The organism is Wolbachia endosymbiont (group A) of Colletes cunicularius, assembly GCF_964264715.1.
In the GTDB taxonomy this organism is placed as follows: domain Bacteria; phylum Pseudomonadota; class Alphaproteobacteria; order Rickettsiales; family Anaplasmataceae; genus Wolbachia.
On record NZ_OZ183471.1, the window covers coordinates 1,527,411 to 1,550,369 of the forward strand.

The 22,959-nt window shown below is 35.6% G+C and carries 29 protein-coding genes and 3 pseudogenes; 14 read left to right on the forward strand and 18 right to left on the reverse strand.

The genetic code is table 11. The annotated features are described in order from the left end of the window. The first annotated feature begins 47 nt into the window (after positions 1-47). The 6 genes from ACFELZ_RS09035 to ACFELZ_RS09060 all read left to right on the forward strand — a co-directional run bounded on the left by ACFELZ_RS09035 (position 48) and on the right by ACFELZ_RS09060 (position 5,631). Positions 48-1,136: an IS481 family transposase gene (locus tag ACFELZ_RS09035; RefSeq protein ID WP_375315803.1), complete on the forward strand. Its 1,089-nt coding sequence runs from the start codon at positions 48-50 to the stop codon at positions 1,134-1,136. A gap of 122 nt (positions 1,137-1,258) precedes the next feature. Next, on the forward strand, positions 1,259-1,918 hold the full coding sequence (locus ACFELZ_RS09040) for a hypothetical protein (RefSeq protein ID WP_375316206.1): 660 nt from the start codon (positions 1,259-1,261) through the stop codon (positions 1,916-1,918). Between the two features lie 41 nt (positions 1,919-1,959). After that, the gene (locus ACFELZ_RS09045; protein ID WP_375315821.1) at positions 1,960-2,325 is read left to right on the forward strand and encodes a transposase; all 366 of its coding nucleotides are present in this window, start codon (positions 1,960-1,962) and stop codon (positions 2,323-2,325) included. Between the two features lie 17 nt (positions 2,326-2,342). Next, positions 2,343-2,726: a transposase gene (locus ACFELZ_RS09050; protein ID WP_375316621.1), complete on the forward strand. Its 384-nt coding sequence runs from the start codon at positions 2,343-2,345 to the stop codon at positions 2,724-2,726. Positions 2,727-2,728: 2 nt separating this feature from the next. After that, on the forward strand, positions 2,729-3,754 hold the full coding sequence (locus tag ACFELZ_RS09055) for an ankyrin repeat domain-containing protein (RefSeq protein WP_375316207.1): 1,026 nt from the start codon (positions 2,729-2,731) through the stop codon (positions 3,752-3,754). After that, the gene (locus ACFELZ_RS09060; RefSeq protein WP_375316208.1) at positions 3,751-5,631 is read left to right on the forward strand and encodes an ankyrin repeat domain-containing protein; all 1,881 of its coding nucleotides are present in this window, start codon (positions 3,751-3,753) and stop codon (positions 5,629-5,631) included. The genes ACFELZ_RS09055 and ACFELZ_RS09060 overlap by 4 nt, the downstream gene beginning before the upstream one ends. Before the next feature lie 68 nt (positions 5,632-5,699). Here the strand turns inward: ACFELZ_RS09060 and ACFELZ_RS09065 are convergent, their stop codons facing one another. Beyond that, a complete protein-coding gene (locus ACFELZ_RS09065; protein ID WP_375316209.1) occupies positions 5,700-6,572 on the reverse strand; it encodes an Rpn family recombination-promoting nuclease/putative transposase in 873 nt (290 codons plus the stop codon). A 232-nt stretch (positions 6,573-6,804) separates the two neighbouring features. After that, a complete protein-coding gene (locus ACFELZ_RS09070; RefSeq protein ID WP_375316210.1) occupies positions 6,805-8,340 on the reverse strand; it encodes a hypothetical protein in 1,536 nt (511 codons plus the stop codon). 66 nt (positions 8,341-8,406) lie between these two features. Here ACFELZ_RS09070 and ACFELZ_RS09075 point away from each other — a divergent pair. After that, a protein-coding gene (locus ACFELZ_RS09075) for an IS5 family transposase (protein ID WP_375316211.1) occupies positions 8,407-9,161 on the forward strand; the annotation gives its coding sequence in 2 pieces (ribosomal slippage) (positions 8,407-8,701 and positions 8,701-9,161; 756 coding nt in all). On the opposite strand, the gene ACFELZ_RS09080 is transcribed toward ACFELZ_RS09075, so the two are convergent. Continuing rightward, positions 9,162-9,557, reverse strand: coding sequence for a transposase (locus tag ACFELZ_RS09080; RefSeq protein ID WP_375316212.1), 396 nt, complete (start codon positions 9,555-9,557; stop codon positions 9,162-9,164). 48 nt (positions 9,558-9,605) lie between these two features. Between ACFELZ_RS09080 and ACFELZ_RS09085 the strand changes: the two genes are divergently transcribed. From ACFELZ_RS09085 to ACFELZ_RS09100, 4 genes are all read left to right on the forward strand, one after another. Further along, entirely contained in the window at positions 9,606-10,466 is an 861-nt protein-coding gene (locus ACFELZ_RS09085) for an IS982 family transposase (protein ID WP_375315786.1), read from the forward strand. Between the two features lie 129 nt (positions 10,467-10,595). Next, positions 10,596-10,793 (forward strand): transposase, encoded by a 198-nt coding sequence (locus ACFELZ_RS09090; RefSeq protein WP_375315805.1) that lies wholly within the window; start codon positions 10,596-10,598, stop codon positions 10,791-10,793. A 3-nt stretch (positions 10,794-10,796) separates the two neighbouring features. After that, entirely contained in the window at positions 10,797-10,961 is a 165-nt protein-coding gene (locus ACFELZ_RS09095) for a hypothetical protein (RefSeq protein ID WP_375315781.1), read from the forward strand. Between the two features lie 17 nt (positions 10,962-10,978). Next, complete coding sequence (locus ACFELZ_RS09100; RefSeq protein ID WP_375316621.1) at positions 10,979-11,362, forward strand: transposase; 384 nt, start codon at positions 10,979-10,981, stop codon at positions 11,360-11,362. Positions 11,363-11,401: 39 nt separating this feature from the next. On the opposite strand, the pseudogene ACFELZ_RS09105 reads toward ACFELZ_RS09100, so the two are convergent. After that, a pseudogene (locus tag ACFELZ_RS09105) lies at positions 11,402-11,656 on the reverse strand (IS982 family transposase); the annotation flags it as partial. A gap of 1,260 nt (positions 11,657-12,916) precedes the next feature. Here ACFELZ_RS09105 and ACFELZ_RS09110 point away from each other — a divergent pair. Next, positions 12,917-14,089: an NADH-quinone oxidoreductase subunit D gene (locus ACFELZ_RS09110; RefSeq protein ID WP_375316213.1), complete on the forward strand. Its 1,173-nt coding sequence runs from the start codon at positions 12,917-12,919 to the stop codon at positions 14,087-14,089. 18 nt (positions 14,090-14,107) lie between these two features. Here the strand turns inward: ACFELZ_RS09110 and recJ are convergent, their stop codons facing one another. From recJ to ACFELZ_RS09155, 9 genes and pseudogenes are all read right to left on the reverse strand, one after another. Further along, entirely contained in the window at positions 14,108-15,847 is a 1,740-nt protein-coding gene (gene recJ / locus ACFELZ_RS09115; RefSeq protein ID WP_375316214.1) for a single-stranded-DNA-specific exonuclease RecJ, read from the reverse strand. A 289-nt stretch (positions 15,848-16,136) separates the two neighbouring features. After that, the gene (locus tag ACFELZ_RS09120; RefSeq protein WP_375316627.1) at positions 16,137-16,595 is read right to left on the reverse strand and encodes a transposase; all 459 of its coding nucleotides are present in this window, start codon (positions 16,593-16,595) and stop codon (positions 16,137-16,139) included. Next, entirely contained in the window at positions 16,538-16,702 is a 165-nt protein-coding gene (locus tag ACFELZ_RS09125) for a hypothetical protein (protein ID WP_375315781.1), read from the reverse strand. The genes ACFELZ_RS09120 and ACFELZ_RS09125 overlap by 58 nt, the downstream gene beginning before the upstream one ends. Before the next feature lie 3 nt (positions 16,703-16,705). Continuing rightward, positions 16,706-16,903, reverse strand: a complete 198-nt coding sequence (locus tag ACFELZ_RS09130; RefSeq protein WP_375315805.1) for a transposase — start codon at positions 16,901-16,903, stop codon at positions 16,706-16,708. Positions 16,904-17,170: 267 nt separating this feature from the next. Beyond that, entirely contained in the window at positions 17,171-17,533 is a 363-nt protein-coding gene (locus ACFELZ_RS09135) for a helix-turn-helix domain-containing protein (protein WP_375316215.1), read from the reverse strand. Between the two features lies 1 nt (position 17,534). Next, positions 17,535-17,825, reverse strand: coding sequence for a helix-turn-helix domain-containing protein (locus ACFELZ_RS09140; protein WP_375316216.1), 291 nt, complete (start codon positions 17,823-17,825; stop codon positions 17,535-17,537). Positions 17,826-17,973: 148 nt separating this feature from the next. Then, on the reverse strand, positions 17,974-18,633 hold the full coding sequence (locus ACFELZ_RS09145) for a RadC family protein (protein WP_375316217.1): 660 nt from the start codon (positions 18,631-18,633) through the stop codon (positions 17,974-17,976). Between the two features lie 145 nt (positions 18,634-18,778). Beyond that, on the reverse strand, positions 18,779-19,534 hold the full coding sequence (locus ACFELZ_RS09150; protein WP_264687976.1) for an SDR family oxidoreductase: 756 nt from the start codon (positions 19,532-19,534) through the stop codon (positions 18,779-18,781). Continuing rightward, positions 19,521-19,943: pseudogene (locus ACFELZ_RS09155) on the reverse strand (YihY/virulence factor BrkB family protein); the annotation flags it as partial. The pseudogene ACFELZ_RS09155 and the gene ACFELZ_RS09150, both read right to left, overlap by 14 nt. Here ACFELZ_RS09155 and ACFELZ_RS09160 point away from each other — a divergent pair. Then, the gene (locus ACFELZ_RS09160; RefSeq protein WP_375315786.1) at positions 19,930-20,790 is read left to right on the forward strand and encodes an IS982 family transposase; all 861 of its coding nucleotides are present in this window, start codon (positions 19,930-19,932) and stop codon (positions 20,788-20,790) included. The pseudogene ACFELZ_RS09155 and the gene ACFELZ_RS09160 overlap by 14 nt on opposite strands. On the opposite strand, the gene ACFELZ_RS09165 is transcribed toward ACFELZ_RS09160, so the two are convergent. From ACFELZ_RS09165 to ACFELZ_RS09175, 3 genes are read right to left on the reverse strand one after another with little or no spacing between them, the layout of a single operon-like run. After that, positions 20,787-20,972: a transposase gene (locus ACFELZ_RS09165; protein WP_375316719.1), complete on the reverse strand. Its 186-nt coding sequence runs from the start codon at positions 20,970-20,972 to the stop codon at positions 20,787-20,789. The two genes, ACFELZ_RS09160 and ACFELZ_RS09165, sit on opposite strands and share 4 nt — an antisense overlap. Further along, entirely contained in the window at positions 20,915-21,079 is a 165-nt protein-coding gene (locus tag ACFELZ_RS09170; RefSeq protein ID WP_375315781.1) for a hypothetical protein, read from the reverse strand. The genes ACFELZ_RS09165 and ACFELZ_RS09170 overlap by 58 nt, the downstream gene beginning before the upstream one ends. Before the next feature lie 3 nt (positions 21,080-21,082). Next, complete coding sequence (locus tag ACFELZ_RS09175) at positions 21,083-21,280, reverse strand: transposase (RefSeq protein WP_375316218.1); 198 nt, start codon at positions 21,278-21,280, stop codon at positions 21,083-21,085. Positions 21,281-21,339: 59 nt separating this feature from the next. Between ACFELZ_RS09175 and ACFELZ_RS09180 the strand changes: the two are divergent. After that, positions 21,340-21,498 (forward strand): annotated as a pseudogene (locus tag ACFELZ_RS09180) (IS4 family transposase); the annotation flags it as partial. Positions 21,499-21,582: 84 nt separating this feature from the next. Here ACFELZ_RS09180 and ACFELZ_RS09185 read toward each other — a convergent pair. Continuing rightward, positions 21,583-22,140 (reverse strand): GNAT family N-acetyltransferase, encoded by a 558-nt coding sequence (locus ACFELZ_RS09185; RefSeq protein WP_375316219.1) that lies wholly within the window; start codon positions 22,138-22,140, stop codon positions 21,583-21,585. 19 nt (positions 22,141-22,159) lie between these two features. Further along, entirely contained in the window at positions 22,160-22,957 is a 798-nt protein-coding gene (locus tag ACFELZ_RS09190) for a phosphoribosylformylglycinamidine synthase subunit PurQ (RefSeq protein WP_375316220.1), read from the reverse strand. Between the last annotated feature and the right edge of the window lie 2 nt (positions 22,958-22,959).

Below are 22,959 nucleotides of genomic sequence, written 5' to 3' on the forward strand. Positions count from 1 at the left end.
ACTTTAAAAAAGTAAGTTAAGAATAATAAAAATAAGGAGTGTTAGAAATGAGTACAATACAAACAAAAATACTAAAACCAAAACTAGGATTACTAGAGCTAGCAAAACAATTAGGAAATGTGTCTCAAGCGTGCAAAGTGATGGGATACTCAAGAGATACATTTTATCGATTCAAGGAGTTATATGAAAATGGGGGAGAAGAAGCATTACATGAAATAAGTAAGAAAAAACCGCTATTAGCAAACAGAGTTTCGGAAGATATAGAAAGAGCAATAATTGGCATAGCTACAGAATTTCCTGCATATGGACAAGAAAGAGCTGCAAATGAGCTGAGAAAAAGAGGTATAATAATTTCCCAAGGAGGAGTAAGATCTGTATGGCTAAGAAATGACCTTGAAACTTTGAAAAAGAGACTTAAAGCACTGGAGGCAAAAGTAGCTCAAGACGGAATCATTTTAACTGAAGAACAACTTGCAGCTTTAGAAAAAGTGAAAGAACAAAGGGAAGCTCATGGTGAAATTGAGACGCAACATCCAGGTTATTTGGGTTCTCAAGATACCTATTATGTGGGCAATATCAAAGGCATAGGGCACATTTATCAGCAAACTTTTGTTGATACTTATTCCAGAGTTGCAATGGTTAAACTTTACACGGACAGAACAGCTATTACAGCTGCAGATCTTCTTAACGATAGAGTTATCCCATTTTTTGATGAGCAGAGAATTCCATTATTACGCATTCTAACTGATAGGGGTACGGAGTATTGTGGCAAGCCCGAAAATCACGCTTATCAGCTATATTTAGGAATCGAAAATATCGATCATTCTAGAACCAAAGCCAACTCTCCACAAACTGATGGCATATGTGAAAGATTCCATAGAACTATGCAAGATGAGTGTTACAATATTATCTTTAGAAAGAAAATCTACTATTCTTTGGAGGATCTACAGATCGATGTTGATCATTGGTTGCGTTCTTACAATGAGACAAGGCCTCACTCAGGCAAATACTGCTATGGCAAAACACCTATGCAAACGTTTTTTGACAGTAAACATATTGCTTTTCAGAAAAATATTAGTAGCATTAAACAACAGCCTGATATTAGTTTTGACTACGTCAATTCTTCTGTCAGTTAATTCTTGTCTGTCAGATTAAATCTTGTCTTTTACAGTCTTTAAAAATAGGGTTAGATCAAGATAATCAGTATACTCTTGATATTAAAAATTATATTAAGCGAAGCAGTAATCAACCTAATTTTATGCTGATAGATAAAAATGGTAGTAATATTATTCCTAAGATTGCGAAATTAGAATCATCCATTACAAAGATTGACTCGTTTGAGTTGCATACAGAACATTCTCTTGATAGCTTTGATGCTGCAGAAAATCATTACAAGAAAATACTCAGTAATAATAAGGGCTATAAAGTCTTTGGTGTTGTTAGAGAAAAACTACAAAGTCAAAGCAATAGCGCATTCCAACATATGGTATTTGGTTCTTCAGGAGGCGATATAATAAATTTTGATCAAAGGAATATGTTTGCTAGAGGTGGAAATGGAAGTGATATGTACGTTATTGATAGTAACATAGAGAAAAGAGAGATTATTATTGATAACAACTCAGATGATAAAAAATTAGATATGTTAGTTATGCCAGAAGTTCCTGAGGAATTTTCAATTCAACAGTGTAACTTGCATTTAAGCTACAATAATACTTGTGTTCAAGTAAGGAATTATCTTCAGGGTAACAGCTATAGGCATCTTATGGTTATGAACAGCAAAGGAGAAACCTTTATTCCTTATGTACAATCAATGTCATGTGCTGGCTCTTCCATAGAAAATGGTAAATTAGTTCCTTTTTTCCATGCTACACAAACTCAGAATATGTTTTTGTTGCCTAAGAGCCTGTCTTCAAACTAAGTAGAAAGGAGTTAAGAAGTGTGTTATAAGATATATTTTAAATGTACCCAAGCGATATAAGTGACAAAGAATGGAAGATAATAGAGCTATATTTTGAACCTAAAAAGACCGGTAGACCAAGAAAACATAGTATTAGAACAATTATTAACGCAATCCGCTATATGATGAGAACAGGATGTCAATGGAGACAACTGCCTAAAGATTTTCCACCATGGAAAACAGTGTATAGTTGTAATTCGCGATTGAAAAAAAGTGGAATATGGCAAGAGATTCATGATTTTCTAGTTAAAAAAGTAAGAGAGATAATTGGTAAGAATGAAACTCCATCAGTGGGAATAATAGATAGCCAATCAGTAAAAACTACTCAAAAAGGGGATCCAGAGGATATGATGCTGGCAAGAAAGTAAAGGGTAGAAAGCGCCACATCGTTGTAGATACTGTAGGTCTTGTAATTGCTGCTGAAGTACAAAGTGCAAGCATTCAGGATCTTGATGGTGCACTAAATCTTTTTGTTCAAGCCAAATGCAAAGCTCCAACATTACATAAGTTTTTTGCTGATCAAGGATACACAGGTAAATTGCAAAACCTCTGCTTATTGGAAACTGGATGTTTATTGACGATTACCAAGAAAATAGTTGATACAGGATTTCAGGTTATTCCCAAACGTTGGATTGTTGAGAGAACCTTTGCTTGGCTCTCCAATTTTAGACGTATGAGTAAGGATTATGAGCATTCTCCTCTCACTTCAAAAAACAACATCTTCTTTAATATGATCACTATTATGCTTCACAAATTAGCTCATTCTTGAGTTTGAAGACAGGATCTAAGGATTTTCAAGATGATCATGTAGTGGTTGATTCTAATCTTGAAGATATCGAGAAATATAAAGATGAAGATGATCTCTTATTAATAAGAGAAAGTGGAATTCCTTTTGTGATTAGAATAGAAGATTTTTATAATGATCAAAGTAAATGGAGAGATGTTAATTTTCTTCTGTGGAACAATGGTAATTTTTTTCCATATTTAGGTTTACAGCAAGAGGTTGATGGAATAATGGACTATCAAGATAAACTTAAGAATGATTATGAAAAAATTATAAAAGAATATGTTATAGATTTCACTAAGTCTATCAGTATCACACATAATCAAGATGGTACTTTAACTTCGTTGGGGCAAGATGAAGAACGCATAGGAGTAGTGATATTAAAAGATATTACTCCAGATCGGATTAGGGTTTCCAGTAGTAATACAGATTTGGTGTTTTCCGACGAAGTATCTAACCATGTGATCAATGTAAAAAATTGGAATAATTCTGAGTCTTATAGGATTTCTACATTGGAATTCGATTTAGGGTTAGAACCAATAATAATCCGGAGATTAGACAGGTTTAGTTTGTCTGATATAGCAGAAATACAAGATCTGATTAATAAAGCTTCAGAGATTTGCCAAAGGAAGGCTGTATGTTCAACTAACATTGAAGCTAAAAATAACGATGGCCAAACACTTTTTCATATAGTTGCTAAAGAGGGTGATTTAAGCTCTGCTAGGCTTCTTGTGAATAAAGTTATTAGTATTAGTTCTGAAAATAATAATTATAAAACGTCTGAAGAGTTGGTGGAAGAAATTAATCAAATAGAAAAGTTAAAATTCTTTATAAATGAAAAAGATAAACTTGGTTACACACCACTTCAGCATGCTGCTAAGGAAGGCAAATGGGATGTAGTAAATCTTTTCCTTGATAAAACTGCTGAAAGAAGTCCAACTGATATTAGAGATAAAGATCAATTCTCAATGAGCTGGACTACTGTACACTATGCTATTACAATGGTGATTTGAACTTATTTAAAGATATATTTCCGTTTCTTTCAGATAAAGAGACTATTATTAATACTAAAGATAGTGGTGATTGGACACCTCTACACTATGCTGTATATTACAATGCTCTAGATGTGGTAAAATTTCTTGTGAACAAAGGTGCTGATATCAATGCTAAAGATAAGGATAGTAAAACACCTTTAGACTTAGCTGCTCAAGAGAATGACAAAAGTGTAGCAGAGTTTCTAAAGCAAAAGGAATTAGATAAAAAATTGTTAGCTGCAGTGCAAGATGCAGGTCTTAATGAAGTTAAAGATCTTATTAATCAGAAGGCTAATATTAATGCTAAAGACATGTACGGTTGGACTCCTTTACACTTTGCTGCTTCTCGTGATAAACTTAGTGTAGTTGAGTTTCTCTTCAATAACAATGCTAATGTTAAAACTAAAGATGTGTATGGTAATACACCATTGCATGTAGCTGCCCAGTACAGTAGTAATCTTGAAATAGTTAAGTTTCTTTTAGACAAGGATGTTAGCGGTATTAACGATATAACCAATAATGGTTGGACACCATTGCATTTAGCTATACAAGGAAACAAATTAAATACAGTCGAACTCCTTCTTGACAGAGGTGCTGACATTGAAGTTAGAGATATTTATAACCAAACATCTTTAGATTTAGCTACTCGAAAAGGTTACCTAGATATAGCAGGGATTTTGAAGCAAGTACAATTAGATAGAAAATTGTTGACTATTGTGGAAAGCGGTGGTTTTAATGAAGCTAAAGGTCTTATTGCTCAAGGTGCTAACGTTGATACCAAAGACAAGGATGGCAATACACTACTGTATTCAGCTGCTGAAATCGGTGATTTAAACCCAGTTAAACTTCTTCTTGATAACGGTGCTAATATTGAAGCTAAAAACGGGGAATATCAAGCAACTCCTTTGCATGGAGCGGTTGAAAACTATAGGATAGATGTAGTCAAATTACTTCTTAATCGTGGTGCAAATGTTAACGCTGAAGACAAAGACAATTGGACACCTTTACATTATGCTGCTGATACCAACAGTCTTGATATAGTGAAAGTTCTTGTCGATGCTCATGCTAGTCTTGATGCTAGAGGTGATTACGGTAAAACACCGCTAGATGTTGCTAGAGATAAAGGCCATAATAATATTGTGAATTGTTTAGAGGAAGAGCTCAATAAAGAAAGAGGAAAACCTTTACAACGCAAACGCCGTCATCACCATGGAGATCATGATCGTCATCATGGTCACTTATCACATAAGCCTCTTGCTATAGATTCAAGTAATCAACCTGAGATGGCAGCAAGTAGTTGCACGAGACCATCTTCATGGATAAATAATTTGTTGGGTTGGGTGAAAAGCTCTGTGGGTGGGTTATTAGGTTCTAGAGCTGCTCTGCCTGAAGTCTCAGCAAATTATTCTAATACAGCAAAAAATCCTGATAACCAATACACTAGCCAATTCAGCAGTGAAGTTTGTATCAGTAATAATGTTGGTTTAGGATTTTTCTTAATACAAAGTTTCCTAGATAAAAAATATCCTCTTCCTAAGTTTTGTTCTGTTACTCCTGAAGAAGCTCTGGCTAGCACACTGAATATTACAAAAAAGTTCGAACAGATATTAAGAGAGATAGCTAAACAATCTAATATGTCAGTAAAGGATGTTAACTTTTTTAAGGTATATTCAGATATAGCAGGCCACGTAAGGAACGAGAGGTACTCTCAAATACCAAATACTTTATATTCAGTTGCAAAAGAAGTTTGTCCGAAAAATGAGAAGTTTCTGAGTATTTTAAAAGGCAACATTGAAAAGATGTTTGATGAGCAGCAGATAGTTAATAGTGGATATCAAGTGCAAACACCTAACTAAATTGCTGATAATAAACCTAGAAGCTATTTAAGTAATACAACAGTAGACAAACACTTACAAAGGTCATATCATGCCATTTCTTCCTGAAGTTGTTTAATTTCATCTACCGAAAGGCCAGTGATTTCAGCGATAACATCGATAGAGACACCGGCCTTGAGTGAGTTTTTGGCAACTTCAATTTTTTCTTCTAGTCTACCTTTTTGAGTAGCATCATCAAGTTTTTGAGCGAGGACAGCCTGTTCATCAAGAATACGTTTTATTTCCTGTTCATAGGCAATAAATTCTTTTTCTGACCAGTTGAATCTATTTAGCTCTTCATAGGCCTTTTTAATTATTAGATCACTACCTATTATTTTTTCCAGCTCTTCTTCACTAGTCTCATCTGCATATTTAAAGAAGTAGATCCATTTCTCGACTATACTTGAAAGCTGATCCTCTTTGGTTTTTGGAAATTTTGGCAATTCAATAAATATGAAGTAAAAATCTTTTAGATCGTGTTCATTAGTATCTTCATCGCGAATAGTATGCTTTGATTTATACTCAGACTTGTCCGGAAACAGGATACAATCCGCTATAGCAATGAAGATAATTTCCTTAAGGTTATGGTATTGATCGCCCTTATCAGCTTGTCTTGAATAGGCTTTAGCAGCATAGTATTGGGCACGTTTTTCAAAGCCTTTAGTTTTAGCGACCTGCATTTCGACGATCACTTGCACCCCATTTTCATCTCTGCAGAGAACATCAACAATACTTTGCTTTTTAGCGGCGATATCAGGGTCTTGAATAGTACTTAAAAACTCTATATCCTTTATTTCATTTTTACCAGTGAAGCCAAGAATATCATTGAGGAAGTGAATAAGGATACCTTTATTTTTTTCAGTACCAAAGATACGCCGAAATGCGACATCATTCTTCGGATCGAGAAACTTCGAAAGAGCCATAACGAACTAACCTAAAAAGCATTAATAATTATATACAATTCCGAAGAAATATTCAACGTTTTTGTGTTTAGTCTATTAAAGTGGTAAATTTAGCTAAATTTCAAGAGTTGGCAAAAAAAACTACCTTCATAGATGACCCTAGAATGCTACTACGCACCTTAGATGTCCTATTAACGGCTGAACCTACTAGCCTTCCCTTAGATGAAATCAAACGTCTTGAGGAGAAAATAGCTTAAATATTTCCTCTCGCTCTTATCTTTGTTAATTGATCAGTTCTTATTGAGTCATTAAAAAAATGAGTTCTAGGCCTATCATCTGTTTTCTCTGCCAATTGGCTTTCTGAGTAACTAGCATTATCAAGAGAAGCAGGAGTAAAATTATTAACCGTAGAATTAGCAATCCAAATACTATGTAAGGTACTAAAATTACATTTAATTAATTGTTCCAAATCAAAATCTTCATTAACTTGCTTTGCTTTACATATATCATTTATTACTTTTACTAATTTTTTCGCATTATGTGAAAATTCTGTTTCCTGCCTCATACTTTTTAATACCACTTTCATTTCACTTAGGTTTTGATAAATTTTCTCGTGATATTCAACAATCAGTTCTTGATATATATCTATCATTTTCTGACATGATATGCTCATAAATGGATGTCCTTTTTGTTCCCTGGTATAACAATTTTGGAGACTTTTACAGCAAGTAATCCTATCCTTATACATTTTCATGTCACTGATTATGCTGACTATTTTATCTATTCTTCTCGAATTTTCCTCCCGCTTTTTAATCACTCCACTTGATTCCTCAATCTCATGTTCATCAATTTTATCCTTCTTTCCTTTTCTATCTTGTTCTAATGCTTCATTTAATAACATCAAAATGTTTATTTTTGCTTCTTTTTCTTTTGCCTCTAGCGAAAGCCTTCGTGTTTCACTCCTAAACTCTGCCTTGAGTTTAATTGATTCTCCTTGCAGTTTCACTATCGTTTTGGATTTCTCTTTCAAATTTGCTAAAAACTCTTTCCCTCGCTTATCTGCATCTTCTGTCAATTTTCTATAATTCTTTTTAAGCCCTGCAAGTTTAGATTTTAACTCTACATTTTCCTCTTCTAAAAAGCCATTTCCTAATTGTAAGTCTACAATCTGCTGTGCTTGATTATCACAAAGCTTAACAAATGCTTTTAGTTCCTGGTTTGCTCCCTCCAGTTCTCCCTTTAATTTTTCGCTCTCATCTTTGAGTTTCTTTTCTCTTTCAGATTCTAAATCAACCTCAATGTTTTTACCTGTTTCTCCAACAAATCCAGCTTGCGTTGCCATATCTTGAGAAGTTACCCTATTAGTTTGAACTGCTCCATCTTTACTTGTTACTCCAGTTTGACCCTTTTTTTCTGCAACTTCAGGTTTGAAATCAACTTGAACACTTTTATCCACTTTTTTAAGAACATTGGTCTCAACCTCATTATCTGCAGTGACTTTATCGTAATATAAAATATTTTCTGCCCATCTGTTCCATCTCCTTGGCAATATTCGACCAATTGTTTTTAGGAACAACCAAGCGAATACAGTTGAACAGCTGTATTTTCTTTCTTTCTTCTTAACATTGATTTCATTATTAGTGCTAAGCATAAGATTAACCTGCTTTTTAAAATTTAAAAACTTTCTCCAAGCTGAGAGTAAAATTTTACTAACAATTACCAGAAATGGCAAAAAATTATATATGCTATACCAACCTCCGTTATTGGCAAGGTAAATAAAGTATATCATAAATTCATTCAAACCTTCAGGTATAGGCAACAAGCATTATTTTTAATTTTCTATAAATGAGGATATATGAGGAGAGTATACCCAAGTGACATAAGTCGGGAAAGATTTGAGATTATTTTACCGGATCTAGAGTCCTGTAGAAAAAAAACAAAACCAAGAAAACTGGATTTGTATGATGTATTTTGTGGAGTATTATACGTTCTGAAAAGCGGTTGTCAGTGGAGAATGCTACCAAAAGAGTTTCCAAAATGGCGCAATTGTTACGACTATTTTAAAAAATCGAGTGAAAAACCAAACGGAAGTAAAGAAAGTATTTTGGAGCGTGTGTTAAAAAAAAATAGTTGGCGTAGTCAGACAAAATAATGGTCGGAAACAGCTTCTGCATAATTGATGCACAGAGTGTAAAAAATGCAGATACTGCTGAAGAAAAAGGCTATGATGCAGGCAAAAAGATTTTAGGTATAAAACGTCATATTGCAGTAGATACGCAAGGTTTGCCACATGCAATTTATATAACAACAGCAGAGATAACTGACCGTAGCAGTGCTGTGAGAATGGTCGAAAATGCCAAAGAAAACCTCTCGGGAGTAAAAAATGTACTGGTCGATGCAGGCTATACGGGAGAGAATTTTGCAACTCAAATAAAAACGATTATTGGTGCAACCGTTGAAGTAATAAAACGAAGTGAACTACATACCTTTGTTGTATTGCCAAAGAGATGGGTCGTTGAACGCTCTTTTGCTTGGTTGGAAAAGTGTAGGCGGTTGTGGAAAAACTGCGAGCGAAAGCTCAACACTAGCTTACAAATGGTTGTTCTATAGCTAACCGAAGTAAGATTTCCCCGAGAGCTGAAAGACAAAATCAATAGCCGAATTAATATTGGGCCAAAAGCTTGGCAGCACTTTTCTTATGGCATGCTTAATGGCAAACCAGAACTTCTCAATCGGATTTAAATCCGGTGAGTATGGCGGCAAGAACAAAATTTTACACCCAACATTTTCTATCAAATTTTTCGTTCTTGCAGATTTATGAAAGCTTGCATTATCGAGAACAATAGTCTGTCCAGGTTTTAATATAGGAACAAGTATATTTTCTACATAAGCATCAAAAATCTCGCTGTTGCAGTAGCCCTCAATTACCCAGGAAGCTTTAACTTTTCCCTCATTTAGTGCTCCTATTAACGTGAATTCTGGATTAAAGGAGAATAGAAAAGGCAAGAAAACAGGGTAAACTCAGCAGTGATAAAAAAATAGATGAGGTTACCCATGGAAGATATAACAAAACTGTTTTGTTTGGTCGATGATTTTTGCAGAGATATAGAGAAAAATTTTGCAGATAAACTACTGCCAAATGGTAAAAACCCCACAAGAACAACGGAAATTGAGCACTCCGAAATCATGACAATAATCCTGCTATATCAACAATCTCCGTGTAAAACTTTCTATCTACATTACCTAACGTTGCTCTACAAATCAGAGTTTCCAAAGTTACCTTCATATACCAGGTTTGTTGCTCTAAAGCCTAGGGTTTTGTGGCATTTAGCAATGTTGTTGCATTGGCTTTGTGGACAGTCAGAAAACACTGGAATTTCATATATAGACACAACTCCCATTGCAGTTTGTCATGCAAAAAGAATATCCAAAAACAAAGTTTTTGCTGGAATTGCAAAATTAAGCAAGAGCACTTACGGCTGGTTTTTTGGTTTCAAATTACATATGGTAATCAATGAAAATGTTGAAATTCATGCACTTACGCTAACAAAAGGCAATGTTGATGATAGGATACCTGTGCCAAATCTGACGGAAAAATTAATCGGTCTTTTGTTTGGTGACAAAGGTTATATTGCAAAAGAGCTTTTTCAGAAGCTGTTTGACCGAGGTTTGAAACTTGTTACCAAGGTGAAAAAAGGTATGAAAAATACATTGATTTCGTTAAATGAGAAGATTTTACTGAGAAAAAGGTCTATCATTGAGACTGTTTTTGGTTACCTAAAAAATAGACTAGAAATTGAACACACTCGCCATAGATCCCCTGTTAATTTTTTGGTTCATATCTTTTCTACTCTCATTTCCTATTCCATCAAATCCACAAAACCTTCTATTTCCTATACTTTCTTCCTTCCTTAATCCAGAATTCGCGTTTCTAGTCTATTTTTTAGGTAACCAAAACAGTCTCAATGATAGACCTTTTTCTCAGAGCCTGTCTTCAAACTAAGTAGAAAGGAGTTAAGAAGTGTGTTATAAGATATATTTTAAATGTACCCAAGCGATATAAGTGACAAAGAATGGAAGATAATAGAGCTATATTTTGAACCTAAAAAGACCGGTAGACCAAGAAAACATAGTATTAGAACAATTATTAACGCAATCCGCTATATGATGAGAACAGGATGTCAATGGAGACAACTGCCTAAAGATTTTCCACCATGGAAAACAGTGTATAGTTGTAATTAGCGATTGAAAAAAAGTGGAATATGGCAAGAGATTCATGATTTTCTAGTTAAAAAAGTAAGAGAGATAATTGGTAAGAATGAAACTCCATCAGTGGGAATAATAGATAGCCAATCAGTAAAAACTACTCAAAAAGGGGATCCAGAGGATATGATGCTGGCAAGAAAGTAAAGGGTAGAAAGCGCCACATCGTTGTAGATACTGTAGGTCTTGTAATTGCTGCTGAAGTACAAAGTGCAAGCATTCAGGATCTTGATGGTGCACTAAATCTTTTTGTTCAAGCCAAATGCAAAGCTCCAACATTACATAAGTTTTTTGCTGATCAAGGATACACAGGTAAATTGCAAAACCTCTGCTTATTGGAAACTGGATGTTTATTGACGATTACCAAGAAAATAGTTGATACAGGATTTCAGGTTATTCCCAAACGTTGGATTGTTGAGAGAACCTTTGCTTGGCTCTCCAATTTTAGACGTATGAGTAAGGATTATGAGCATTCTCCTCTCACTTCAAAAAACAACATCTTCTTTAATATGATCACTATTATGCTTCACAAATTAGCTCATTCTTGAGTTTGAAGACAGGCTCTCAGTAAAATCTTGTCTTTTACACTTTAGAGCAACAAACCTGGTATATGAAGGCAACTTTGGAAACTCTGATTTGTAGAGCAACGTTAGGTAATGTAGATAGAAAGTTTTACACGGAGATTGTTGATATAGCAGGATTATTGTCATGATTTCGGAGTGCTCAATTTCCGTTGTTCTTGTGGGGTTTTTACCATTTGGCAGTAGTTTATCTGCAAAATTTTTCTCTATATCTCTGCAAAAATCATCGACCAAACAAAACAGTTTTGTTATATCTTCCATGGGTAACCTCATCTATTTTTTTATCACTGCTGAGTTTACCCTGTTTTCTTGCCTCTTCTATTCTCCTTTAATCCAGAATTCACGTTATTAGTATGTAAATCAACACCTATATAACGCATAAAATTTTCCTCTTATTGAATACTCTAACATATCAGAGTACCGGTTGGTCCATTCTCCTATACGCGGTCACTAAATTTTATAGGCCGCACGATGGTTTTCGGTGGCAGGGGCGATTAATCTCCTTTACGAGGTCTTTTTCCTATACTGCAAAAAGCAGAAAGGGCCTCACAAAAATTTTCAATCTGCCACCTATCCACTCTGAGAAGGTATTATCTTTTCATGCTTCCAACCAAGCAATAACTATTCATACCTCCTCCTTTTAGATTTATGGGTAATAGTAAGTCGCAGAACTGTGCATGAACCTCTCGACTCACACAGCTCCCATTATTCGGCCCTTGCTACTAATTATAGCATAATCAAGGACTCTGTTTTAATTAATTGCTCATCCCATTTCTGGTTGACAAATAACTAAACTAAATCCCTTCGCTCCATCTCCATTACAGAGACTTCTTCACTACTACGCGCCCCTGTTTTCCGCATCGGTACTCTCACCCTTGGAGTTTAGCTCCTTGGATTTCTCCCTTATCATCGAAACGACAGGTTCCCGTAGTTCCACGCAATAGCCCAAAATAGATTCACGCCACCTCTATGCCGGACGCCACCTATCCGGTAAACAAGCTCCCGATAGATTTATCCCAGGTTAGGTTAGACCCCTGGTTTTGACGTCGTCTAGTTCCTTTCGACACTTTATCAGTGGTTCATTTGCATTCGTCTCTCTATTTCACACATGACGCATAATTGCGCCTTTTCCATAACGCTCACTACCTTGCCAAAGCAGCTTATGGTTGTTTGAAGCCTGCTCTTGTAAACCGGCTCCGAGGGGCCCACCCTCATCTATTGCGTAGCTTTTGCACTTAGTTTGCTCTTACTTGAACATTCTTTGTGTCTCTGCGGCACACCTAACCCAAGAAAGGTTTCCCTACGTCATACCGCCGCGGTATCTCAGTATAGATTCCGCTAACAAGTAGCGGAATAACGAATTTGTTGTTTTTCAAATTGTAGGTAAACCTAAGCCACTTTAGCTATAAAGGTCAAGTAAGTTTTTGTTTCTATTGAATGATAGTTGTAGCATATGTAGGAAGTCTATTGACTTTGAGCGCACTTTAGCCTATACAATTTTAATATCTTAAACTACTGGACATGCCCGATCTAAAGACAATGATGTTAAATTTTGGCCCTCAGCACCCAGCTGCACATGGAGTGTTGCGCCTTGTTTTAGAGATGGACGGCGAAGTGGTTGAGAGAGCTGATCCTCATATTGGGCTTTTGCATCGTGGTACTGAAAAATTAATAGAACATAAAACGTATCTTCAAGCTTTGCCTTATTTTGATCGCCTTGACTATGTGTCACCAATGTCACAAGAGCATGCGTATTCACTATGTGTAGAGGAATTGTTGCAATGCGAAATTCCAATTAGGGCAAAGTATTTACGTGTCTTGTTTTGTGAACTGACGAGAATACTAAATCATTTACTGAACGTTTCTTCTCAAGCGCTTGATGTTGGAGCAATGACCCCTCTTTTATGGCTCTTTGAAGAAAGAGAAAAAATACTGGAATTTTACGAAAGAGCTTCAGGTGCAAGGTTTCACGCAGCTTACATCAGACCAGGTGGAGTTGCAGCAGATGTTCCAGAAGGCTTGATTGAGGATATTGCAAAGTTTATAGAGCAATTTCCAAAGTATATAGACGATGTTGATGAACTTTTAACAGAAAATAGGATATGGAAGCAACGCACTGTAGGAATCAGTGAAATATCAATTAAACAGGCACTTGACTGGGGCTTTAGTGGACCAATGCTGCGTGCTGCTGGGCTTGCTTGGGATTTGCGAAAAAGCCAGCCATATGAAATATATGATCAGCTAGATTTTGATATACCTATTGGCCAAAATGGCGATTGTTATGACCGTTATCTAGTGAGAATGGCAGAGATTAGGCAGTCTGTTAGCTTGGTGAAGCAGTGTATAGAGAAAATGCCTGGAGGCCCAATAAAAACTGAAGATAGAAAAATTTCTCCACCGCCAAGAGCAGAGATGAAAAAATCTATGGAAGCTCTGATTCACCATTTTAAACTTTACTCAGAAGGATATCACGTACCAAAAGGTGAAGCTTACACAGCTGTTGAGGCACCAAAAGGTGAGTTTGGAGTGTATATAGTTTCAGATGGTACCAATAGACCTTATAGATGCCGAATAAGAGCACCTGGCTTTGCACATTTACAAGCTTTGGATTTTATGGCAAAAGGACACATGCTTGCCGACGTTGCAGCAATTATTGGCTCAATCGATATAGTTTTTGGTGAGATTGATAGGTAATTATTGTAAAATAGTAACTCAACTAATGGTCAATACATCTTCTATTAAAAATTGTACAAATTCATTGCCATTCCAGTAATTCATAGAGATTTTACCCAAAATGGCTTTAACATTACCCTGCATGATAGCAGAGCCAAGGTGAGTATTTGCAGAGCGAAATGCAATAGCTCTTACCATAACATTATCATCAGCAATAAAACATTTTATATGGTCAACTCCTATAACTTCAGGCTTTCTTATCTTTGCTCCCTGAATGATAAACCTTGGTTCAGGATTCCCAACTCCAAATGGTCCCAAGCGTTGCAGTTGGTTCCACAGAGATAAGTTTATTGCTTTAGCAGTTACTATACTATCAGCTTTTAAAGTTTTCTCGTTTATAGAGTTTGAAAATCTTTCAGTAAAAAAATCATGCAAATCATTTATTTTGTCTTCTTTAATTGAAAATCCTGCCGCCATACTATGGCCACCACCTTCAATAATTAAATTTGTAAACTTTGCGGAAAGGACTGCAGCACCGATATCAACTCCCAAAATTGATCTACAGCTTGCTTTTCCTATTCCATTGTTTAAAGACATCACTATTGTTGGTAAGTGAAACTGCTCCTTTAGCCTCGATGCAATTATACCGATTATTCCCTGGTGCCAGTTGCCGCTTACCATTATAAAATTTACACCTAATTGGGCAAATTTTTCCGCTCGTGCTGTAGCTTCCAAGAGAGCCTCATTTTCTAACACTTTCCTTGCATTATTCAAATCTATTAATTTTAGCGCGACTGAATGTGCCTCTTCATCATCATCGGTGGAAAGCAACCTTGCACCGAGCGATGCTTCTCCAATTCTTCCTCCAGCATTTATGCATGGCCCAATACTAAACCCTAATCGTGAAACACTTGGTTTTTCAAGGATCCCCAAAGCATCAAATAAAACACGCAAGCCAACGTTTTTTCTTGCTGACATAACTTTTAATCCTTGTGAGACAAATGCTCTATTGAGGCCTGTAATCTGCATAACATCGCAAACAGTTCCAAGGGCAACTAAATCCAGCAGATCAAATAAATCTAGTTCTTTTTTGTTGGTAAAAAATCCTTGCTCACGTAGGCTTTTATTAAGAGCAATAATCAGCAGAAATGACACTCCAACTGCTGCAAGGTTAGTATAAGGAGAGCTTTCATCAAGGCGGTTTGGGTTAACAACTGCTACGGCGCTTGGTAACTTTTCCGTACCAAGATGATGATCGACAACTATAATATCAAGACCAAAGACCTTTGCATCTTCTATTGGTTGATATGCAAGCGTACCGCAATCAACGGAAATACATAAATCGATCCCGTTTTTTTTAAGTTGTGATAAAGCATCTGTGTTTAATCCATAGCCCTCATCAACACGATCTGGAATGTAGATTATAGAGTGTATATCGATTGCTCTCAGGTACCTATTAATCAATGCTGACGACGTTGCACCATCAACATCATAGTCACCAAATATTGCAATGTTTTCATTATTTTTTATTGCCCGTATTATACGAGAAACAGCTTTATCCATATCAAGAAGGTGAAAGGGATCTGGTAATAGCGATCTGATTAGTGGATATAAGAAGTCGCTCGCATTTTCTATGTTAACACCACGAGTAACCAATATTCTTGCTAGTACTTCTGGCAACTCAAATCTCTGTATAAGAGTTAAGATTTCCCTTTGATCTGCTTCTTGCAACTTCCACAATGCATTTGTTATGCTGCGCTTTTCAATTTCAAGTAGCATATTCTTTGTAAATAAAACTACTTTACCAGAACTTTTAAACTTGTTCTATAATTGTATTAGATGCACAGTTCCAGAGTGTGATGGTATGATAAAATGTGAGAAAAAAATATCATCAAGGGAGGAATTATAGGACAAGTATTACATGGGTGCGCCAGAACAACAGAGATAATTCGTAGAGCAATACAAAATAGTAAAGAGAGCATAGCAAAACTCTCCAAACGTGAATTCTGGATTAAAGGAGAATAGAAAAGGCAAGAAAACAGGGTAAACTCAGAGCCTGTCTTCAAACTCAAGAATGAGCTAATTTGTGAAGCATAATAGTGATCATATTAAAGAAGATGTTGTTTTTTGAAGTGAGAGGAGAATGCTCATAATCCTTACTCATACGTCTAAAATTGGAGAGCCAAGCAAAGGTTCTCTCAACAATCCAACGTTTGGGAATAACCTGAAATCCTGTATCAACTATTTTCTTGGTAATCGTCAATAAACATCCAGTTTCCAATAAGCAGAGGTTTTGCAATTTACCTGTGTATCCTTGATCAGCAAAAAACTTATGTAATGTTGGAGCTTTGCATTTGGCTTGAACAAAAAGATTTAGTGCACCATCAAGATCCTGAATGCTTGCACTTTGTACTTCAGCAGCAATTACAAGACCTACAGTATCTACAACGATGTGGCGCTTTCTACCCTTTACTTTCTTGCCAGCATCATATCCTCTGGATCCCCTTTTTGAGTAGTTTTTACTGATTGGCTATCTATTATTCCCACTGATGGAGTTTCATTCTTACCAATTATCTCTCTTACTTTTTTAACTAGAAAATCATGAATCTCTTGCCATATTCCACTTTTTTTCAATCGCTAATTACAACTATACACTGTTTTCCATGGTGGAAAATCTTTAGGCAGTTGTCTCCATTGACATCCTGTTCTCATCATATAGCGGATTGCGTTAATAATTGTTCTAATACTATGTTTTCTTGGTCTACCGGTCTTTTTAGGTTCAAAATATAGCTCTATTATCTTCCATTCTTTGTCACTTATATCGCTTGGGTACATTTAAAATATATCTTATAACACACTTCTTAACTCCTTTCTACTTAGTTTGAAGACAGGCTCTTAGATAATAAGATTAATAGCTTAAAGATTTTTCGTGAAAAACTTACCATAACTTGGTCAAGATTCTCCTTGAAAGACAAGAACTAACCTTTACTCCCTGAATTTGCTTTTAACTTGACACTTATGAACACTTCCCAAAATCACCATAAAAATTTACCTTGATTAGCATTGCTTGTAGAAGTGGGTTAGAGATGCATTTAAGTATTATTATTTATTGGCAAGCGCTTTTATTACTGAATGAACTATGTTACACAATGTTTCATCTTTAATTTTTCTATATTCTCTTACTAATCTTGATATTTCTTCGCTGCCCACATCGCTACGGAAGGCATTATCATGCAAGTCTTCAGAGGCTTTGGTAAAAAAATATGACATATCAACGGACAGTGCTTCTGCTAACTTATATAGCCTATCAACTATAAGCCTTACCTCTCCAGTTTCATATCCTTGTATATGCTGAAATGAAATTCCAAGCTTTTTTCCTAAGTCCCTTTGGCTAAAACCACACATTAGCCTTCTTTTCCTTATCCTTTCACCTATTTGCTTATCGATAGGATGTTGTATGGTCATTTTACGTATCAGATAATATACTTTGAGAAAAAGATTTTACCAATATATAAACTACACTACGTAACCTTTTGCTCTTAATTTCGTTATATCCTTTGACTAGTTTTAGTATTTCTTCATCGTAACTTTCATGTGAGTCAGCATGCATACTGGTAAAGAAATCAGCAACATCAATCGATAGGGCTTTTGCTAAGTCATATAGTCTACTGGCTAAAATGTAATTTGAACCATTTTCGTACCTTTGTATCTGTCTATATGAAACACCTATTCTTTTTCCTAATTCAGTTTGTGTCAAACCACAGTATAACCTAAGTTCCTTTATTTTTTTGCCTAATTCCACCTTTCATTACTAACTCTAGCTGTTCAAGCTTACATTAAATTTTTTAATTTATGAAGTAGAAAAAAAGAAGGAAAGTTAGAGAACTTTCCTTCTGGTTTACAGATTACAATAAACCACTGTCATAAAAACTAAAGTGGCTCTTTTGTGTTACGATTATATGATCTATCAATTTCATTCCTACATTTTCACAGGTTGCAGCTAATGTAAGTGTGTTATCTTCATCCTCCTTTGATGGCTCTATATCTCCGCTTGGATGATTATGTGAAATTGCAACAGATGCTGCATCAATCAGTAATCCCTGTTTTATTATTTCCCTCACATACAGAGGTACTCTGTCTATAGTTCCACAGTCTTGAATATACTCATATATTAAATGACCACTTCTATCTAAGTATATCACTCGTAAGCTTTCCTTTCTTGACTGCCCTATTGCTGCTTTAAAGTATTTTAGTAGCTCTTCTCTATTATCAAGAATCGACAGCTTTTTTAACTTACCTTTCAATATCCTATCAAAAATCTCTTTCAGGCAAAAGATACTTGCTATTGCTCCATAGTTCATTCCTGTAACATTTTTTAGCTCATGAAAATCAGCATTAATTACTCTCCCTAAACTACTAAAGAGCTCCATTAGCTTTTTGGCAACTTCTCTTCCTTCTGTGTATGCAGATAGATTACGTTCCAGTAGCTCATAGTCAAGCAAAGATCTACCTCTGCTTGATAGAATACGAGTTTCTAATTTCTCTTTTCTCTCACTATTATTCATAAAAACCTCCAAGATCAACATTATATACAAATTCAACGCCAGCTTTCTGACGCAGTAGTTCTCGAGGAATAACCCTCTTGAACTCTAAATTTGCAATGTTGTCCTTGTTGCTTGGGCACTGGGATGACATCCTTTCTAGTGTAATTTATTCGGGAGATTTGCTAAGCGGTAAGATTTTTCCTGATACGCTGCAATCGTTAGAAGCTAACTCCACAAATTTGTCTGTTAGTTTATCAGGTGACACCAATTCAGATCCAGGAAATGCCTGCTCACTACCCACAGGTCCTTTCGTGTATACAGCATTTACACATAATTTTGTATGTTTTGTCTCAGATGCATATATCTGCACCATTATTTCTAGTGCAACTTTACTTGCAGCATACGGCATCCAATATGGATAAGAGGAAGGAGAAAGTGTCACCTCTGAGGTCATGAATATCACTCTTCCAGCATTAGACTTCTTTAGCATTGGATCTAAGTTTTTTAGTAAGTACCAATTGGCAGTAAAATTTGTATTCATTACGTTCTGTAGCTCTTCAATCTCACAGTCGTGAATAGGGTTCAATTTGCCTAAAATTCCAGTACATGCAACTAATATATCAAGTGCTCCAGATTCTGATAATTTCAGGCTTTCTATCATGTTTGTCAGTATCTTTACATTCTCAAAGTCTAAAAGATCAAGCTGAATTAGTTTCACAGAGCCTTCTTTAAATTCTTCAAGCTCTTCAATTTCATTATATAGTGGCTTGAGATTATCAAGAGATCTTGAAATCAGAATTACACATGCACCTTCTTTTACAAATCTTTTTGCAACAGCAGAGCCTATTTCACCTGAAGCTCCGGTGATTAAAGCTACTTTACCTTCTAACTTACTCATTTCTTTCTCCTTAGCGAGATTCATTGAAATATTTTAGCTGAAAATTAAATTTTGCTCCATATATAAAAATCAAACTTAGCATATAAAAAAATAGTAATGACACTACCATACCACCTAAACTTCCATATATCAAATTCAGTTGATCAAAGGAAGCTTTTAAGTATTGCTTGAAAGCTGAAGCAGAAATTGTCCAAAGAATAACAGCCACACAAGATCCAGGAAAGACGTCTGATAAATTTTGTTTTATGTTTGGCAACATAAAATATAGCCAAGAGACTACTGTGAAAAGTACAAATTCAATGAGGAGATATTTAGTGTAACTAATCCCCTGATAACGTGAATTCTGGATTAAAGGAGAATAGAAAAGGCAAGAAAACAGGGTAAACTCAGCAGTGATAAAAAAATAGATGAGGTTACCCATGGAAGATATAACAAAACTGTTTTGTTTGGTCGATGATTTTTGCAGAGATATAGAGAAAAATTTTGCAGATAAACTACTGCCAAATGGTAAAAACCCCACAAGAACAACGGAAATTGAGCACTCCGAAATCATGACAATAATCCTGCTATATCAACAATCTCCGTGTAAAACTTTCTATCTACATTACCTAACGTTGCTCTACAAATCAGAGTTTCCAAAGTTACCTTCATATACCAGGTTTGTTGCTCTAAAGCCTAGGGTTTTGTGGCATTTAGCAATGTTGTTGCATTGGCTTTGTGGACAGTCAGAAAACACTGGAATTTCATATATAGACACAACTCCCATTGCAGTTTGTCATGCAAAAAGAATATCCAAAAACAAAGTTTTTGCTGGAATTGCAAAATTAAGCAAGAGCACTTACGGCTGGTTTTTTGGTTTCAAATTACATATGGTAATCAATGAAAATGTTGAAATTCATGCACTTACGCTAACAAAAGGCAATGTTGATGATAGGATACCTGTGCCAAATCTGACGGAAAAATTAATCGGTCTTTTGTTTGGTGACAAAGGTTATATTGCAAAAGAGCTTTTTCAGAAGCTGTTTGACCGAGGTTTGAAACTTGTTACCAAGGTGAAAAAAGGTATGAAAAATACATTGATTTCGTTAAATGAGAAGATTTTACTGAGAAAAAGGTCTATCATTGAGACTGTTTTTGGTTACCTAAAAAATAGACTAGAAATTGAACACACTCGCCATAGATCCCCTGTTAATTTTTTGGTTCATATCTTTTCTACTCTCATTTCCTATTCCATCAAATCCACAAAGCCTTCTATTTCCTATACTTTCTTCCTTCCTTAATCCAGAATTCGCGTTTGAACAAAAAGATTTAGTGCACCATCAAGATCCTGAATGCTTGCACTTTGTACTTCAGCAGCAATTACAAGACCTACAGTATCTACAACGATGTGGCGCTTTCTACCCTTTACTTTCTTGCCAGCATCATATCCTCTGGATCCCCTTTTTGAGTAGTTTTTACTGATTGGCTATCTATTATTCCCACTGATGGAGTTTCATTCTTACCAATTATCTCTCTTACTTTTTTAACTAGAAAATCATGAATCTCTTGCCATATTCCACTTTTTTTCAATCGCTAATTACAACTATACACTGTTTTCCATGGTGGAAAATCTTTAGGCAGTTGTCTCCATTGACATCCTGTTCTCATCACATAGCGAATTGCGTTAATAATTGTTCTAATACTATGTTTTCTTGGTCTACCGGTCTTTTTAGGTTCAAAATATAGCTCTATTATCTTCCATTCTTTGTTACTTATATCGCTTGGGTACATTTAAAATATATCTTATAACACACTTCTTAACTCCTTTCTACTTAGTTTGAAGACAGGCTCTAAGAGAAATTGTGAGGTGGGTGGCCAAGTTAGGAGGGTTTTTAGCTCGCAAAAATGACTTAGAACCAGGCCCTATAGCTTTGTGGAAGGGATGGAAACGTCTCTTTGATTTAGCAGAAGGATGGAGACTTGCTCATTCATTCTATACTTGTGGGTAATAGTAAGCATGATAAGGGGGCTGGCGGAGTTTGTCAAGTAATCTTTTCGTTTCTTATAGGTAAAAAAAAGCACTGGAAGACAACCTACTTTAATTTCTTCGTAAACCAAAGCACCAAATCGTCACCAAGCTCAACTTTAGCGCCATGCTTAATATGCTGATACTTGTACGTAACACCTAAGCTATCTGGTATATAACCTCGTTTTATATAAAGTTTTTGAGCAGCCCCATAACCAGCATGAAGACCAACACCCAACCCAACAATATCACTTTTTTTAGCTGCTTCTTTTTCTGCAGTTTCAAGTAAAGTTGATCCTATACCTCTATTTCTCATAAGTGGCAACACATTAAGATCCATAACTTCTGGGGTACTTTTACCCTGGAAAGGTTTGTACTCGGAACACCATTTTAATGTCACATATCCAGCAAATTCATTATTACAAAAAGCAGTCCATACAATGCGCTCACCAAATTTCTGTTCTTGCAAATAAGTTTCAAATGTAGAGAGTGATTTTGGCCAATTTGCTTCTGCGAAGCTTGTAAAAAGAATTGAGGTATCATACTCAGTAAATGCTTTTATTTCAATGTTGTTGCCCGATTTATCCTGATGAATTTGGTTGAGATTTTTTACAATTTCGACCATAAACCCCTACCAATAAATTTTAACAAAAATACTTTAGTGCATTTTCAAATATAAGCATTCCATTACCATATTTTGGCACAGCAATACCTAAACGCTCGCTCTTTTCTTTTTCAAGAGGCCAATTATCTTGCTGAGTAAAAAATATTCCCCTCTCTGGATGGGGCATTAAAGCTAGCACTCTTCCACTTTTATCTGATAAAGCTGCTAGGTCGTATGTAGATCCGTTCGGATTGTAAGGAAATTGTAGGTTAGCATAGTTGCCATTTTCATCAATGTAACGTAATGCGGTGGAATTGCTCTCAATCAATTGGTTCAAAATATCTTGATCCATAAAAAATTTGCCTTCCCCATGAGCAATAGGGAGATATAGTTCACTCAGGCCCCGTAGCCAAACAGAATTACTCTGCGGATTAACTCCCACTCTAATCCAACGGCATTGATAATTGCCTATATCATTATGGATTAAAGCTAGACTAGAGAACTCTGGAATTAATTTTACTAATATCTGACAACCATTACATATTCCTATAATCAGCTTGTCCTGAGATAAAAACTCTTGAAACTCATCCAACAAGTTGTTTTTAATACGTAAAGCAAACGCATTACCAGCACCAGTGTCATCACCATAGGAAAAACCTCCTGGAATTGCAAGTATATTGCTTAATTTCAGTTCACTTGGATTATCTATGATATCATTAATGTGAACGATTTTTACTTCAATATTACTAATACCAAGTTTTCTGCTGCATTCCATAAATGCAAATGCGGTTTCTTTTTCGCAATTTAAGCCATAACCAGATAGGACTGTGATTTTCATGA